A 14702-nucleotide genomic window follows, 5' to 3' on the forward strand; every position below is an offset into this window, starting at 1 on the left:
AAATCGTGGCTAGTTCCACCGTTTGACTGAGGAAGCCCCCGTGAGCGCCGTCACCTCCCGCAGCAGCGAGCTGCCCTTCACGCTGCGTCAGCTGCAGCTCTTCGTCGCCGTCGCCGAGGCCGGGAGCCTGACCGGCGCCGCGGATCAGCTGCTGCTGTCACCGACCGCCGTCTCGCTCGCGATCGGCCACCTCGAGAAGGCCCTCGGCGAGACGCTCTTCACCCGGCAACGCTCCCGTGGCGTCGCGCTCACCTCCACCGGCCGGTTCGTGCTCGACCGGGCCCGGGCGGTCCTCCACACCGCCGACGAGTTCCTCCAGGACACCCGCGTCGGCCCGGACCGGCTCACCGGCGCCGTCACGATCGGCTGCTTCCAGAGCCTGGGCCCGACAGTGCTGCCGATCCTCCTCTCGACCTTCACCGAGCGTCATCCGGCGGTCGAGATCTCCTTCGTGGAGGGCAGCCAGGACGAGCTCAGCCAGGCCCTCGAGCAGGGCACCATCGACGTGCTCGTCTGCTATGACTTCACGCTGCCCGCCGGGTCCGAGCGGGCCCGTCTCGGGACCCGCGACCCGGCCGTCCTGCTCCCCGGCGGCCACTGGGCCGCGTGCGACCTCGACACGCCTCTCGATGTCACCCTGCTGGCCGCGGAGCCCTACATCCTGCTCGCGACCCCGGTCACCGAACAGCATGCGCTGAAGGTCCTCGGCACGCTCGGCGTCGAGCCGGAGGTGCGCTACCGCTCCACCAACATCGAGACGGTCCGCTCCCTCGTCGGGCGCGGGCTGGGCTGGACGCTCATCCTCCAGCGACCCGCCCCCAACCGCACCTACGAGGGCCTTCCCGTCGTGACGCGCGTCCTGAGAGGCGACGCGCCGCCCGAGGTGGTGGTCCTCGCCTGGCGCCGGAACCGGCCGCTCAGCCGAGTGGCCCGCGCCCTCGTGGAGCACGCGCGCGTCGTCGTACCCGAGGCGGAGAGGAGGTCCGACCGGGTCCACGACGCCGCTGCGCCGGCCTCGGTCGTGGAACACTGACCCCATGGGGAACGAACTCGGCAACAAGCTCGAGCCACCGCGGCTGGGCCTGCGGCGCAAGAAGGCCACCCGTGAGCGTCAGCCTCAGGAGACCGGCTCCGAGGCCACGCAGCCGCTGGCGACGGCCGACGAGACGGCCTCGCCGGTCAAGGCGTCCACGCCGGCGCCGGCCGAGCCCGAGCCGACCCAGGACATCGAGCCCGAGCCGACCCAGGTCATCGAGCCCGAGCCGGACCCCACGCCCACGAGGGAGCCGCGCACGCCGCGTCTCCCGGCGGTCGCGCTCACCGGTCACCCCGCCGGCGCGGTGGCGGGCCTCGTCGTCGGGCTGTTCATGGTCCTCGCGGTGTGGGCCTGCGAGCAGGTGAGCCAGTCCACCAGAGGCACGACGTCGCTGGGCCGGGCCGGCTTCCCGCTGCTGCTCGCGATCTTCATCCTCGCGGTGGTGATCGGGATGCTGCTGCTCCGGCGTTTCAGGACGCCGTCCCCGGGCAGCACCAGCTTCCTCGGCGCCGGCCTGGTGGCGGTGCTCTCGCTGCTCTTCCTGACCGACCACATCGACAGCGTCGGCGGATCGGCGATCGTGGTCGTGCTCGCAGCCGTGTCCTACGTGCTCGCCCGCTGGGTCAGCGTGCGCTACCTGGACGCCTGAGACCGGCTCAGCGGGCCGCGGCGACGATCTCCGCCAGCTGGACGGTGTTGAGCGCCGCCCCCTTGCGCAGGTTGTCGTTGGAGATGAAGAGCGCCAGCCCGCGGTTGCCGGGCACGCCCGGGTCCTGCCGGAAGCGCCCGACGTACGACGGGTCCTTGCCGGCCGCACCGAGCGGCGTCGGCACCTCGCGGAGCTCGACCCCGGGCGCGTCGGCGAGCAGCTCGCGCGCCCTGTCCGGGGTCATCTCGTCGGCGAACTCGGCGTTCACCGAGAGCGAGTGGCCGGTGAAGACCGGGACGCGCACGCAGATGCCGGAGACCGCGAGCTCGGGGATGTCGAGGATCTTGCGCGACTCGTTGCGGAGCTTCTGCTCCTCGTCGGTCTCGTTCAGACCGTCATCGACGAGCGCGCCGGCGAACGGCAGCACGTTGTAGGCGATGGTCGCGACGTACTTGTTCGGCTCCGGGAAGGCGACCGCCTCGCCGTCGTAGGCGAGCTCACGGGCCTTCTCCCCCGCCGCCGTGACCTGACCGGCGAGCTCGTCCACGCCGGCGATGCCGGAGCCGGAGACGGCCTGGTAGGACGACACGATGAGGCGGGTCAGCCTCGCCGCGTCGTGCAGCGGCTTGAGGACCGGCATCGCGGCCATCGTGGTGCAGTTGGGGTTGGCGATGATGCCCTGGCCGGCCTCGATCACCGGCGTCATGGCGTCGGCGTTGACCTCCGCGACGACGAGCGGGATCGACGGGTCCTTGCGGAAGGCCGAGGAGTTGTCGATGACGATCACGCCGGCCGCGGCGAACTTCGGCGCCAGCGCGCGCGACGCCGTCGCACCCGCGGAGAAGAGCGCGATGTCGAGCCCGGTCGGGTCCGCCGTCTCGGCGTCCTCGACGGTGACACTGCGGCGACCGTCGGGCGCCTGGAACTCCAGCACCTTCCCGGCCGAGCGGGCCGAGGAGAAGAACCGGATGTCGCCGACCGGGAACTTCCGCTCCTCGAGGATCTGACGCATGGCGACGCCCACCTGGCCGGTGGCGCCGACGATCCCGATGTTGACCCGCTTCTCGCTCATCGACCGGTCCCGCCGTAGACGACCGCCTCGACCTCGTCGGCGTCAAGGTCGAACGCCGAGTGGGCCGCCTGGACGGCGGTGTCGACCTGTGCCTCGTCGACGATGACCGAGATCCGGATCTCGGAGGTCGAGATCATCTCGATATTGACGCCCGCCGAGGCCAGCGCGGAGAAGAACTTGGCGGTGATCCCCGGGTGGGAGCGCATGCCGGCGCCGATGAGGGAGACCTTGCCGATCTGGTCGTCGTAGAGGAGCTTGTCGTAGCCGATCTCCGACTGCAGCCGGGCGAGGGCGCCCATGGCGTGCTGGCCGTCGGTGCGCGGCAGCGTGAACGAGATGTCGGTGAGGCCGGTCGCGGCGGCCGAGACGTTCTGCACGACCATGTCGATGTTGACCTCGCTGTTGGCCAGGGTCTCGAAGATGCGGGCCGCCTCGCCGACCTTGTCGGGCACGCCGACGACGGTGATCTTGGCCTCCGACCGGTCGTGGGCCACGCCGGCGATGATCGCCTGCTCCATCTCTGCTGCTCCTGGTGAGTTGTCGGGGATGATCCAGGTCCCCTCCTTGCTGGAGAAGGAGGACCGGACGTGGATCGGCATGTCGTAGCGGCGGGCGTACTCCACACACCGCAGGTGGAGGATCTTCGCCCCCGAGGCGGCCAGCTCGAGCATCTCCTCGGTGGAGACCTTCTCCAGCTTGCGCGCGGTGTGGACGATCCGCGGGTCGGCGGTGAAGACCCCGTCCACGTCGCTGTAGATCTCGCAGACCTCGGCACCCAGCGCGGCGGCGAGCGCCACGGCGGTCGTGTCGGAGGCGCCACGCCCCAGCGTGGTGACCTCCTTCGTGTCCTGCGAGACGCCCTGGAAGCCCGCGACGATCGCGATCGCGCCGTCCTTGAGGGCCTCCTCGATCCGGCCCGGGCGGATGTCGATGATCTTCGCCTTGCCGTGCACCGAGTCGGTGATCACGCCGGCCTGCGAGCCGGTGTAGGAGCGGGCCTCGTGGCCGAGCTGGGCGATGGCCATGGCGACCAGGGCCATGGAGATGCGCTCGCCGGCCGTCAGGAGCATGTCGAGCTCGCGCGGCGGTGGTAGCGGGGTGACCTGCTCGGCCAGGTCGCGCAGCTCGTCGGTGGTGTCACCCATCGCGGAGACCACGACGACGACGTCGTGGCCCTGCTTCTTGGTGTTGACGATGCGTTGCGCGACCCGCTTGATACCGGCAGCATCGGCGACGGAGCTGCCGCCGTACTTCTGGACGACAATGCCCACTGCTGATCCTCGGGGTTCGGTGCGTGCGGTACGTCTGATTCTACGGCTGCACCGTGGCGTCCTCGTCCAGCATCTCATTCGCCGCGGCGACGTCCTCCTCCTCGCCGCTGAACTCCGCGTCGAGACGGTCGTGCGACACGACCGTCACCAGCGCGTTGAGCACGGCGCCGGCGAGGTTGCCCCAGTCGGAGACATAGCTGAACTGCCACCACCACAGCGCCTCGGCGACGTCACCGCGCTTGTAGTGACGCAGGCCGTTCTCCAGGTCGGCCACGACGCTGCAGAGATCGTCGGAGATCTGGCTGACGACGACCTCGGGCTCGTAGGGGTCGAAGACGAAGCTGTAGGTGTCGACCTGGCCGAGCGTCTCCGCCAGCCGGAGCCGGAGCTCGTCCACGTCGGCCTCGGGCCCGACGTCGGGCTGGTACTCCTGCCGCGGCAGGAAGTCCTGATGGGCGCCGAGCCGCGCACCGGTGAGCAGCACCTGGCTGACCTCGAGCAGGAGCAGGGGTACGGCGCTGCCGGGATCGCCCTCGGCCGCGACCGCCCGGACGGCGAGCAGGAAGCTCTCGACGGAGTCCGCGATCTGCGTCGCGAACGTGTCGGTCTCCGCCCCCGGCGTGGGCTCGATGGATCGGGATGTGGTCATTCGGCTGCCCGCCTTCCTGCGAACGCTCGCCCGAGAGTGACCTCGTCGGCGTATTCCAAGTCTCCGCCTACAGGTAGCCCACTGGCCAGCCTCGTCACACGCAGGCCGAGCGGCGAGAGCTGCCGGGTGAGGTAGGTCGCGGTGGCCTCACCCTCGAGGTTGGGGTCGGTCGCGAGGATGATCTCCGCGATCGTCGCGTCGCTGAGCCGGCTCATCAGCTCGCGGATGCGGAGCTGGTCGGGGCCGATGCCGTCGATCGGACTGATCGCCCCGCCGAGGACGTGGTAGCGCCCGCGGAACTCTCGGGTCCGCTCGATCGCCACGACGTCTTTGTACTCCTCCACGACGCACAGCACGCTCGGGTCGCGGCGCGGGTCGCGGCAGATCCGGCACGTCTCCTCCTCGGAGACGTTGAAACAGATCGAGCAGAACTTCACCTTGGCCTTGACCTCGATCAGCACGTCCGCGAGGCGGCGCACGTCGGCCGGGTCGGCCTGCAGCAGATGGAACGCGATCCGTTGGGCACTCTTCGGGCCCACGCCAGGCAGCCTGCCGAGCTCGTCGATCAGGTCCTGGACGACACCTTCGTACAACGCGTCCCGCCCTCAGAAACCGAGCTTGGGCGTCTCGCCGCCCTGACCGGGCAGACCGCCGCCCCCGAGACCGCCCGCCAGCGGACCCATCGTCTGCGCGGCCAGCGCGTCGGCCTGGCCCTTCGCCTCGCGGTAGGCCGCGACGATCACCGCGGAGAGGTCCTCGAGATCGTCGGGGTCGCTGCCGTCGAACTCGCCCTGCTTGATGTCGACGCCGACCAGCTCGCCGATGCCGTTGACCCGGACGGTCACGGCACCGCCGGCGACGGTGCCCTCGACGATCGTCTCGGCGAGCTGGTCCTGAGCGGAGGCGAGCTGCTCCTGCATCTTCTGCGCCTGCTCCATGAGGGCGTTGAGGTCGAGGCCGCCCGCTCCCAGGGACTCGAAGGGGTTCTGCGTCATGGCTCTCTCCTACTGGTGGCGGATCTCTTCGATCATCTGGGCGCCGAGCTCGCGCTGGAGCAACTCGGCACCGCCCAGGACCTCGAAGTCGGCGTCGAGGTCGTCCGGGTGGACGGCGGCGTCGGCGGCGGCCAGACGGGCGGCCCGGTCGTCCTCCGGCGGCGGGCCATCGGTCGAGCGGGTCGGTCGGATCGCCTCGCGCGCCTTCGCGATCGCCGCCGGGTCGGAGATCTTGGGCTGCTGGGCCGACTCCTGGGCCTGCGGCGGCTCCGGCTGCTGTCCCGCCTCCGGTCGCGGCGCCCCGGCGCCCCGGTCGGACTCGTGTCCCGGCGGAGGCCCGTCGGGCATCGGCGGCTCCGCCGGGAGCTCAGGTGTGCGGACAGCGGGCGGCTCGGGAGCCGCGGGCGCTCCCCCACGGGCCGACGCGGGCGCGGGTCCGCCGGGCTGGGCGCCCGGATCCACGATCGCCTCGATCCGCGGCTGGATCCCCATCACGTTGACGAGCGCCTGGGTGAGGACCGGCTGGTGACCACCGTTGGCGAACTGGTCGCGCAGCCCCGGCGAGGTGAAGCCGAGGGTGAGCACATCGCCGTCGAACCCGACGACCTGGGCGTTCTGACCGACCAGCGTCCAGGTGGCCCGGCGGAGCGAAGCCATCGCCTGCACCACGTCGGGCCACAGGCGCCGCAGGTCGACCTGGTTGAGGTGGCCGCTCGCGGCCGCGGGAGCCGCGGGCGCCGACGGGGTCTGGGCCGGCGGGGTCTGGGCTGGCGCCGTCTGGGCTGGCGCCGTCTGGGCTGGCGCCGTCTGGGCTGGCGGGGGCGTCGACGGCTCGGACGCCTGCGCTCCCGCGGGAGCGCGCTCCGGGCCCGGAGCCTGGTTCCCCGCCGGGCTCGTCACCGGCGCGGCGGGCCGCTCGGCGGCAGCAGGCGGAGGGGTCGTCTCGCCGCCCGGCATCCCGACCGACGGCTTGAGCACGGGACGATCCTGCGCAGGCGCGGCCGGCGGGGCGGCGGGGGCCGCCGTCGGCGTACCGCTGACGTCGACGCGGCGCTCGAGACGGTCGAGGCGAGCGGCGAGGCCCTCCGTGCCGTGGTCGGCGCCCGGCAGCAGGACGCGCGCGCAGACGAGCTCGAGCAGCAGCCGAGGCGCGGTGGCGCCGCGCATCTCGGTGAGACCGGTGGCGACGATGTCGGCGGCGCGCGAGAGCTCGTGGGCGCCGAAGCGCGCCGCCTGGGAGACCAGCCGCTCGCCGGCGTCCTCGGAGACCTCGACCAGACCGCTGGCCGGCGCGTCCGGGACGGCCGCGACGATGACCAGATCGCGCAGACGGCGCAGCAGGTCCTCGGTGAAGCGCCGCGGGTCCTGGCCGGTCTCGATCACCTTGTCGACGACACCGAAGACCGCCGACCCATCGCGGGCGGCGAACGCGTCGACCACCTCGTCGAGCAGGTTGTCGGGGGTGTAGCCGAGCAGTCCCGCGGCGAGGTCGTAGGTGACCCCGTCGTCACCGGCGCCGCCGAGCAGCTGGTCCATCACCGACAGCGTGTCGCGGGCGGAGCCGCCGCCGGCGCGCACCACGAGCGGCAGCGCGGCCGGCTCGATGGCGACGCGCTCCTGGGCGCAGATCTCGGAGAGATAGCTCGACAGCAGCTTCGGGGGGATCAGTCGGAACGGGTAGTGATGGGTCCGCGACCGGATCGTCGGGATGACCTTGTCGGGTTCGGTCGTGGCGAAGATGAAGCGAAGATGCTCTGGGGGCTCCTCGACGAGCTTGAGCAGGGCGTTGAAGCCCTGCGGGGAGACCATGTGGGCCTCGTCGATGATGTAGACCTTGTAGCGGCTCCTCACCGGCGCGAAGTAGGCCTTCTCGCGCAGGTCGCGGGCGTCCTCGACGCCGCCGTGCGACGCGGCGTCGATCTCGATGACGTCGATCGACCCCGGCCCGCCGCGCGCCAGGTCGCGGCAGCTCTCGCACTCGCCGCACGGGTCGGCGATCGGCGCCTTCTCACAGTTGAGCGCCCGCGCGAGGATGCGCGCGCTGGTCGTCTTGCCACAGCCGCGGGGGCCTGAGAAGAGATAGGCGTGGTTCACGCGGTTGTTCGCCAGCGCGTTGCGCAGCGGCGTCGTGACGTGATCCTGGCCGATGACCTCGGCGAACGTCTCGGGCCGGTAGCGGCGGTAGAGGGCGAGCGGTGAGTCCACGTCAGAAACCCTAACCACCCCCACCGACACCCGGTAGCGGGCAGCCTGACCGACCGAAAAAGGGCCCCCGCGCACATCGAGCACAGCCTCACCAACACTCGCTGCCCTCAGAACCTCAAGAAAAAAGGCCCCCCGCGCACCCGACAGAGCTCACCTACCCTTGCTGCCTTCCGGCCCTGGGGGATTCGGCAAGATGCCGCCACGCGGGGGGTTGCCCCGGAGTCTAGGTGACCGGCCCGCCACCGCCAAAGCCGACCGCCTCTCGGCAGGCGATTTCGCGCCGACCCAGGGCCACCAGTAATCTCCTCCGCGGAGGTATCGCCTAGTGGCCTATGGCGCTCGCTTGGAAAGCGGGTTGGGTTAACGCCCTCGGGGGTTCGAATCCCCCTACCTCCGCCACTGTGATCTCTGCGGAGATGCCGGACGACCCGGACCCCGGTTGGGGTCCGGGTTCTCTGTCTCCCGAGTCGGCGCGCGCCGCGCTCAGCGGCGCCGGCTGAGCAACGGGCGCAGGACGAGGCCGAGCAGAAGGGCGCCGCCGCCGATCAGGCCCCACCAGATCGTCGCGTGGCGGGTGCCGTGGAGGACGTCGCGCTCCGGCGGCACGACGTGCGCCTCGGCGACGGGACCCGGCGAGGCGACGCCGGCCTTGTCGAGGGGCCGCGTGACGGCGTCGTACGCCTGGACGACACCCGCCCCGGTGAACACGCCCCGGACGTCGGGGCGGCCGCTGGCCGTGCGGACCAGCCGGTCGACGAGCTCACGGCCGGTGGCGTGCGGGTCGGCGGACGCGAGCAGCGCCAGGGCTCCGCTGACCTCGGCGGTCGACCACGAGGTGGCGACCTCGTCGACGACGCAGGAGCGGCCGCCGAGGGTCACCGAGCGGGCGCCGTACGTCGGTGCGACGACGTCGGTGCGGCTGTTCGCCACGACGTACGCCGTGGCGTCGCCGGGCGACCCCTCCGTGACGACCGCCCCGACCGCGACGACACCGGGGTAGGCCGCCGGATAGACGCGGGCCCGGGCATCCTCGTCGCCGACGTAGGGCGCCGGGCTGCCGTCGTCGCTCGGCCGGTTGCCGCTGGCGGCGACGACGACGGCGCCACGCTTGACCAGTCGCTCGACCTGCCGGCGCAGCTCGGGACTGCCGCGGTCGAGCTCGAGGGAGAGGTTGACGATCAGCAGGGGGTAGTCGTGGAGATGGTCGTTCAGGTAGGTGAGCGCCCCGACGACCGCCGACGGCACGACCTCGCCGTCACCGTCCTCCTCACTGGGCGCGCGGTAGACCGGCATGTCCAGGAGCGTGACGCCGGGAGCGATCCCGCCCGGCGAGCCGCCGCCCTTCCGCCCGGCGATGAGACCGGCGACGGTGGTGCCGTGGAAGTACTTCCCCGCCGCCTGGCTGCCGCCGAAGGTGATCCGCCGGGGCGCGACGACGAAGCCGCGGGGATCGATCCCGGAGTCGACGACCGCGACGGTCACCCCCGCGCCCGGGCGTCGTCCGCGCACGGCGGTGGCGGCCTCGGCGATGCCCATCTCCGCGAACGGGTCGGGGTAGCGGACCGTGCTCTCCTCCGCTTCGCGGCCGATGTCGTCAGGGGTCGCGACCGCACGGCAGGCGACCGGCGTCGAGGCGGCGTACGCCGGCGACCCGGTGACCACGGGCAGCGCGCCGCCGAGTCCGCCGCTGAGGACCGCGAGCGCCGTCAGGACGACCGGGGCGCGCACGAGCCGGTGTCCTTGACGGAGGTGTAGGCGGGCGGGCAGAGCGCCTGCTCGGTCGAGAGCGCAACGCCCTGGCCGAAGAGCTTGACCCAGGTGTCGGGGACGACCGGGGCGTCGTAGTCGGCGAGGCCGAGCGTCGAGATCGTCAGGTTCGTCCCCAGCTGGCTGGCGACACCGCGCGAGTCGATGATCCAGGCGAGGAGCCCCTTCGTCTGGCTGCCACGGCCGGAGTAGACGAAGGCGCCCTTGCCGGGCTCGACGTGCTGGACGACCGCGCCGGGCGACGGCGGATCGCTCGTGGGCCACGCGCTCGCGCCGGGGTGGACGGCGAGCCTGACCGTGGCCTCGGCGTCACCGGAGGTGACCAGCTCGGCGCAGGCGGCCCCGTCACCGGCCTTGGGCAGGCTGGTCGGCCAATCGGTCGTCGGCAGCTGCTGATGGGAGTAGGTCGGCGTGCGTCCGAACTGCACCGGCGCGCTCGGCGTCTGGTGGGTCCTCGGGTTGGTGGTGTTCTGGTAGACCGCGGCCTGGAACGGGCTGAGCGGTACGACACCGTCGGAGAGGACGAGGTAGACCTGCCCCGCGAAGACGCCGAGGTCGCCGGACTTGGCGTTGTCCGGCATACCGGCCTGCTCGCTGATCGCGGACGGCGCCGGCGTCTCGTAGCGGAACCCGGCCGTGCCGATCGGCGTGCCCTGCGGGAAGAGCGCGAGCCACGACGCCGGCACCCGCGCCGGCGAGACCTGGCGCCCGAAGAGCGCCTGCAGGACGGGCCCCGCGGGGTTCGGCAGCCGATAGCTGCGGGCCTGGGGCCGACCGTCGGCGCCCGAGCCCTCGGCGATGAGCCACTCCTCGTCACCGCCGGTCGTCACCACGAAGGCGGCGTGCGCCCCACTGCGGACGGCGGGATCGCTCTGGACCGCCACCGCGACGCCGGCGTTGCCGCCCAGACCGGCCTGGGTGCACGCCGTCCAGCCGCTCTCGATGAAGTCGTCGGCGGTCGGCAGCGACTCGGGCGCGCCGGCGATGCCGATGGTGGCCCCCGGCGTCTGGTGCCTCACCGTGTCGGCCGACACGACCGATGGCTTCGGGTCCAGCCCGAGGACGAGCTGGGCGGAGGTGAGGTTGATGACCGGCCGCAGCGGCTCCTTGTCCTTGGTCACGACGTAGCGCTCACCGGCCTTCGTCACCACGAGGCCGCGCTCCTCCCAGGTCGAGGAGGCCCGCGGGGAGAGGACGGAGGCGACGGCCGCGCCGGCCACGAGGAGCACCGCGATCGCGACGCCGCCGACGATGGTGCGGCCCGGACGCGTCGGCTCCACCTCCCGGCCACCGGGCGCACCCGAGACGAACGCCGTGACGAGCCGACGGCGGCTGAACGCGTGGGCCTCGACCAGGTCCTTCTTCGTCGTCATCAGCGTGGCTCAGACGTTGATCGAGGAGAGGACGCCGCAGGCGAGCACGAGCAGAGGCAGCAGCACGACCAGTCCGGTCGTCTCCGCGACGTCGGCGAGACGGCCGCGCCGGACCGACGCCGAGCCCGGCACGAGCGTCATCGCCAGGAGTACGCCGCCGGCCGCGGCCAGCACGACGGCGGTCGTGGGCCGCCAGTCGGGATGGAGCCAGAGCAGGGCGACGGCGGTCGCCGCGAGACCGAGGACGCCGGAGACCAGCCCGACGAGGACCTCCGAGCCGGTGCGGTACTGCCGGGTGCGGAGCATGACCACGAGGCAGGCGACGACGGCGAGGAGCGTGCCGGCGACGCCGAGACTGACCGCCATGGGCGCGACCAGGATGAGGAGCAGCCCGACCGTGGCCGAGATCGCGACCAGGATCTCGTGGGCGACGCGCGCGTCCGCGGCCACGCGGCCCGCGTCGATCTCGCCCGGCTCGGCCGTGATGTCCTGCGGAGAGTAGAGCCGCTGGACATCGGTCGCGGTCACCGACAGCGCCAGCCAGGGGAACACGCTGCCGAGCAGCACGACCACGACGAGGACGATGGTGAGCAGGACGGCGGGGTCCCAGTCGACGCCGGTCAGCACGAGCCCGGCGGCGACATAGAGCGCGCCGACGACGGCACCGGGGAGCACGAGCATCCGGCCCTGTCCGATGCCGAGCAGGCAGAGCAGCGCGGCGACCAGCGCGCCGCCACCGGCGCAGGCGACCGGGATCTCGAACGGATGGTGGCTGCTCTGGAGCCCGAGGAGCAGACCGGCGACCGCGGCATAGACCTCGGCCATCCAGGAGACCGCCACCGCGGCGGCGGGCTCGGCCTCGGCCCGGGACAGGACGACCGCGCCGCCGACGAGGACGAGCGCGACGACCCCGGCCGCCGCGCCGGCGAGGGGGCTGGCGCCCTCGGCCAGGAGCGCCGCGGCACCGAGGAGCAGCAGCAGGCAGGCGGCGGCGAGCGCCGTACGACGCCCCGCCTCGGGCTCCCAGGGGGTGAGGTCGCGCTCGACGACGTCGGTCATCGCCTCGACGACGTCGTCGTAGACCCGTGGGGGCTCGTCGTCCACGCCCGCCGAGACGGTGAGGACACCGCCGTCCTCAACGCCCTGCGGGATCAGCCCCGCGTCACCGGCGAGCGAGCGTCCGTCGGCGAGCACGACGCGGTAGCCGCCGTAGACCGTGGCCGCGTCGAGCAGCCCGACGCTGCGGGCGAGCTCCGGCAGCAGCTCGGCGACGGGGACGGCGCCGGGGAGCACGAGGTCGACGCGCCGGCTGCCCGAGGCGACCGTCACCCGAACCAGACCCGAAGCCCCGACGGACGTCTGCGTCATGCGTCACTCCTTGATTGCCGTCCCGAACCGCATCCAGGGCGCGAGCATGCCAGAGCCCGCTGCCGTGCCTGAAGGGGCCGATGTGCCACACCGGCCCCTGGGGCTGGGCCGCGCGGCGGCCCAGGTCCTCCCGGAGGAGGATCAGATGCCCTCGAAGTAGCTCTGCGCCTTCTTGTCGGCGTCGTTGTAGCCGTCCTGGGCGTCCTGGACGAGCTGGCCGTGCTGAGCGAGCGCGAGGCGCATGGTCTGGAAGACCTCGTGCCACTGCTTCTTCACGGTCTCGAAGGCCTGCTGGGCGTCGCCCTGCCAGTCGGAGAGGACCTTGAGGTCGCTCTCCATGTTGTTGAGGTGGTTCTCGAGGTTGTTGACAGCGGTCTTGATCGCGTCGCGCGCGCTGTCCATCGAGCTGTGCTTGACGAGGATGTAGTCGTTCATGGTGATGGCCTTTCAGGTCGGAGTCGTCGAGGTCGGGATCAGCCGCCGAGGCGGCCGTTGAGGTGGGCGTTGGAGAGCGCCTTCTCCGCACGCTTCACGCCGTCGACGGCGCTGATCTCGGCGTTGGCGGCCCGGGTGTTCGTCTCGCCGAGGCCATCCTTGAAGTTGTCCAGGATCTGCACGATCGTTCGCTGCTGGTCGTTCCAGTAGGTGTGGAGCGCCTGGAACGCGTCAGCGCCCTGGCCCTGCCAGCCCGACTTCAGCGCGTCGATCTCGCTGCCGAGCGCGGCGGCCTCGTTGTTGAAGCGCCCCTTGTAGTCCTCGACGATGCCCTGGGCCTTCTTCACGCTCTCCGGGGAGAGTCCGTAAGCACCACTCATGTCCGTCGCCTTTCCTCCGGCCACCGCTTCGGGCCGGTGATGATTCGATGGGTTGCGTCAGTCTTCGTCGCCCGGCTCCCGATCGGCTTCGGCGAGGTCCGGACGACGGTCCGTATGCCCGTCGTTCCGGCGTCTAAACACCGAATCCTGATTCCCACAGGTGTCGGAAGAGGCCGACGGCGACGACGAGCGTGCCGATGGTCACCGCACCGGCGAGCCCCTCGACCAGGTCGGCGCGGGCAGCCCACCAGACCGAACGCCAGCCACGCCCGGTCGCGACCGCGGCGACCACGACCAGCACGCCGATGACGACCGCGACGATCCCGAGCGTGACCACGACGCCGTCGCCGGCATGGGCGATCACCTGGGCGAGGCCGACCGCTCCGGTCAGGACGCCCGCGGTCCGCAGGAGCGCTCGCGGCGCGGCGTGGCGATGGCTGCGCGCCGCGAGCAGCAGGGCGCACGCCCCGGCGATCACGACGATCCGCGCCCCGACCCGGTCGACCGGGTCGGTCGCCGTCGCGAGCAGCATCGGTGCGGACAGACCCGCGAGCGCGAGCACCGCCCATGCCGCCGCCGTCAGCGTGCGCGCACCGCGCGCCGCGACCTCGGCGACCAGCGCCACGGGCACGATCGTGCGCCCGCGACGCCCCGCCGGGCGCGCCCGCGCCGACCAGGCGGTCACGGCCAGTCGCTCGAGGTCGATCAGCGTCGCGTCCGGGACGTCGACGGCGTACGACGGCACCAACCGCGCCGCAAGCACGGAGCCCACGAGGAGGAGCCCCCACGGCACCTCGGGCGCGGCGCCCAGCAGCGCGCAGGCGCAGGTGACCACGAAGACGGCGACGCCCGCCACGACCCACACCCGGAGCGCCTCCTCGGCGCGCCGGTCGACCGCACGCGCGAGCGCCGCGACGACGCCGGCGACGAGCGCGGACACCCCGATGACGGTGGGGGCGCGCTCCGGATCCGGACTCCACGCCACCACGAACGCGGCGGCACCGGCGAAGACCGGCGCCGCGACGGCACGCCGGGGGCCGAGCGCTCCGCTCGGCACGAGGCCGATGAGGGCGGCGATCCCGAGGAGCACGACCGCGGTGTCGTGGCGTGCGCCGCTGCTGTGGGCGCCGGCCCAGCCGGCGAGACCGGCGACGCCGGCGGCGAGCGCGACCCAGAGCGCGGAGAGCGCCTCGGCCGGGCCCTGGCTCTGCGGGTCGGCGGGGCGCCGCCGCGGCGTACGACGGGGCGCGGCCGCGCCGCTCTCGACGACGAGCACGTCGCCGCTGGTCACCCCGCGGACGGACAGCTCCTCGGACGGCGAGAACCGCTCACCGCGGCAGTCGCGCAGCGTCGGGACCGCGGACAGGCCGAGCTGGGCGGCGTACTCCCGGGCGACGTCCGAGGCCTCGGCGTCGGCGGGGACGACGAGATCGAGCACCCCGTCGGGCCCGTGCACCGTCACGGCCAGGGCCCCGCCCACCATCGCGGACTGTCGGGTCATC

The 14702-nt window shown here is 72.6% G+C and carries 14 protein-coding genes, 1 tRNA gene and 1 other RNA gene; 3 read left to right on the plus strand and 13 right to left on the minus strand.

Going from position 1 to position 14702, the window contains the following annotated elements; all coding sequences use genetic code 11:
- Positions 1 to 40 precede the first annotated feature (40 nt).
- Positions 41 to 1033 (plus strand): LysR substrate-binding domain-containing protein, encoded by a 993-nt coding sequence (locus AB3X52_RS09865; RefSeq protein WP_367993766.1) that lies wholly within the window; start codon positions 41 to 43, stop codon positions 1031 to 1033.
- 4 nt (positions 1034 to 1037) lie between these two features.
- Positions 1038 to 1685: a hypothetical protein gene (locus AB3X52_RS09870; RefSeq protein WP_367993768.1), complete on the plus strand. Its 648-nt coding sequence runs from the start codon at positions 1038 to 1040 to the stop codon at positions 1683 to 1685.
- Positions 1686 to 1692: 7 nt separating this feature from the next.
- On the opposite strand, the gene AB3X52_RS09875 is transcribed toward AB3X52_RS09870, so the two are convergent.
- From AB3X52_RS09875 to ffs, 7 genes are all read right to left on the minus strand, one after another.
- Positions 1693 to 2757 carry an aspartate-semialdehyde dehydrogenase gene (locus tag AB3X52_RS09875; RefSeq protein WP_367993770.1) on the minus strand — a complete coding sequence of 355 codons (1065 nt, stop codon included), beginning with the start codon at positions 2755 to 2757 and terminating at the stop codon, positions 1693 to 1695.
- Positions 2754 to 4028: an aspartate kinase gene (locus AB3X52_RS09880; protein ID WP_367993771.1), complete on the minus strand. Its 1275-nt coding sequence runs from the start codon at positions 4026 to 4028 to the stop codon at positions 2754 to 2756. The genes AB3X52_RS09875 and AB3X52_RS09880 overlap by 4 nt, the downstream gene beginning before the upstream one ends.
- 40 nt (positions 4029 to 4068) lie before the next feature.
- On the minus strand, positions 4069 to 4677 hold the full coding sequence (locus AB3X52_RS09885; protein ID WP_367993773.1) for a DUF5063 domain-containing protein: 609 nt from the start codon (positions 4675 to 4677) through the stop codon (positions 4069 to 4071).
- Positions 4674 to 5270 carry a recombination mediator RecR gene (gene recR / locus AB3X52_RS09890; protein ID WP_367993775.1) on the minus strand — a complete coding sequence of 199 codons (597 nt, stop codon included), beginning with the start codon at positions 5268 to 5270 and terminating at the stop codon, positions 4674 to 4676. The genes AB3X52_RS09885 and recR overlap by 4 nt, the downstream gene beginning before the upstream one ends.
- A gap of 12 nt (positions 5271 to 5282) precedes the next feature.
- Positions 5283 to 5672, minus strand: coding sequence for a YbaB/EbfC family nucleoid-associated protein (locus AB3X52_RS09895; protein ID WP_367993777.1), 390 nt, complete (start codon positions 5670 to 5672; stop codon positions 5283 to 5285).
- Between the two features lie 9 nt (positions 5673 to 5681).
- Positions 5682 to 7877: a DNA polymerase III subunit gamma and tau gene (locus AB3X52_RS09900; RefSeq protein ID WP_367993779.1), complete on the minus strand. Its 2196-nt coding sequence runs from the start codon at positions 7875 to 7877 to the stop codon at positions 5682 to 5684.
- Positions 7878 to 7997: 120 nt separating this feature from the next.
- An RNA gene (gene ffs, locus AB3X52_RS09905) (signal recognition particle sRNA small type) lies at positions 7998 to 8093 on the minus strand.
- 95 nt (positions 8094 to 8188) lie between these two features.
- On the opposite strand from ffs, the gene AB3X52_RS09910 reads away from it, so the two are divergent.
- Positions 8189 to 8276, plus strand: a tRNA-Ser gene (locus tag AB3X52_RS09910).
- 84 nt (positions 8277 to 8360) lie between these two features.
- Here the strand turns inward: AB3X52_RS09910 and AB3X52_RS09915 are convergent.
- The 6 genes from AB3X52_RS09915 to AB3X52_RS09940 form a co-directional block, all read right to left on the minus strand.
- Positions 8361 to 9605, minus strand: coding sequence for a S8 family peptidase (locus AB3X52_RS09915; protein WP_367993780.1), 1245 nt, complete (start codon positions 9603 to 9605; stop codon positions 8361 to 8363).
- Positions 9584 to 11017 carry a type VII secretion protein EccB gene (gene eccB / locus AB3X52_RS09920; RefSeq protein WP_367993783.1) on the minus strand — a complete coding sequence of 478 codons (1434 nt, stop codon included), beginning with the start codon at positions 11015 to 11017 and terminating at the stop codon, positions 9584 to 9586. The genes AB3X52_RS09915 and eccB overlap by 22 nt, the downstream gene beginning before the upstream one ends.
- Before the next feature lie 9 nt (positions 11018 to 11026).
- A complete protein-coding gene (gene eccD / locus AB3X52_RS09925) occupies positions 11027 to 12385 on the minus strand; it encodes a type VII secretion integral membrane protein EccD (protein ID WP_367993785.1) in 1359 nt (452 codons plus the stop codon).
- Between the two features lie 141 nt (positions 12386 to 12526).
- On the minus strand, positions 12527 to 12820 hold the full coding sequence (locus AB3X52_RS09930; protein WP_367993787.1) for a WXG100 family type VII secretion target: 294 nt from the start codon (positions 12818 to 12820) through the stop codon (positions 12527 to 12529).
- A gap of 38 nt (positions 12821 to 12858) precedes the next feature.
- The gene (locus AB3X52_RS09935; RefSeq protein WP_367993789.1) at positions 12859 to 13200 is read right to left on the minus strand and encodes a WXG100 family type VII secretion target; all 342 of its coding nucleotides are present in this window, start codon (positions 13198 to 13200) and stop codon (positions 12859 to 12861) included.
- 133 nt (positions 13201 to 13333) lie between these two features.
- Positions 13334 to 14701 carry a hypothetical protein gene (locus tag AB3X52_RS09940; RefSeq protein WP_367993791.1) on the minus strand — a complete coding sequence of 456 codons (1368 nt, stop codon included), beginning with the start codon at positions 14699 to 14701 and terminating at the stop codon, positions 13334 to 13336.
- Position 14702: the final 1 nt, after the last annotated feature.

Origin of the sequence: Nocardioides eburneus (genome assembly GCF_040838215.1) — a bacterium.
Classification (GTDB): domain Bacteria; phylum Actinomycetota; class Actinomycetes; order Propionibacteriales; family Nocardioidaceae; genus Nocardioides; species Nocardioides eburneus.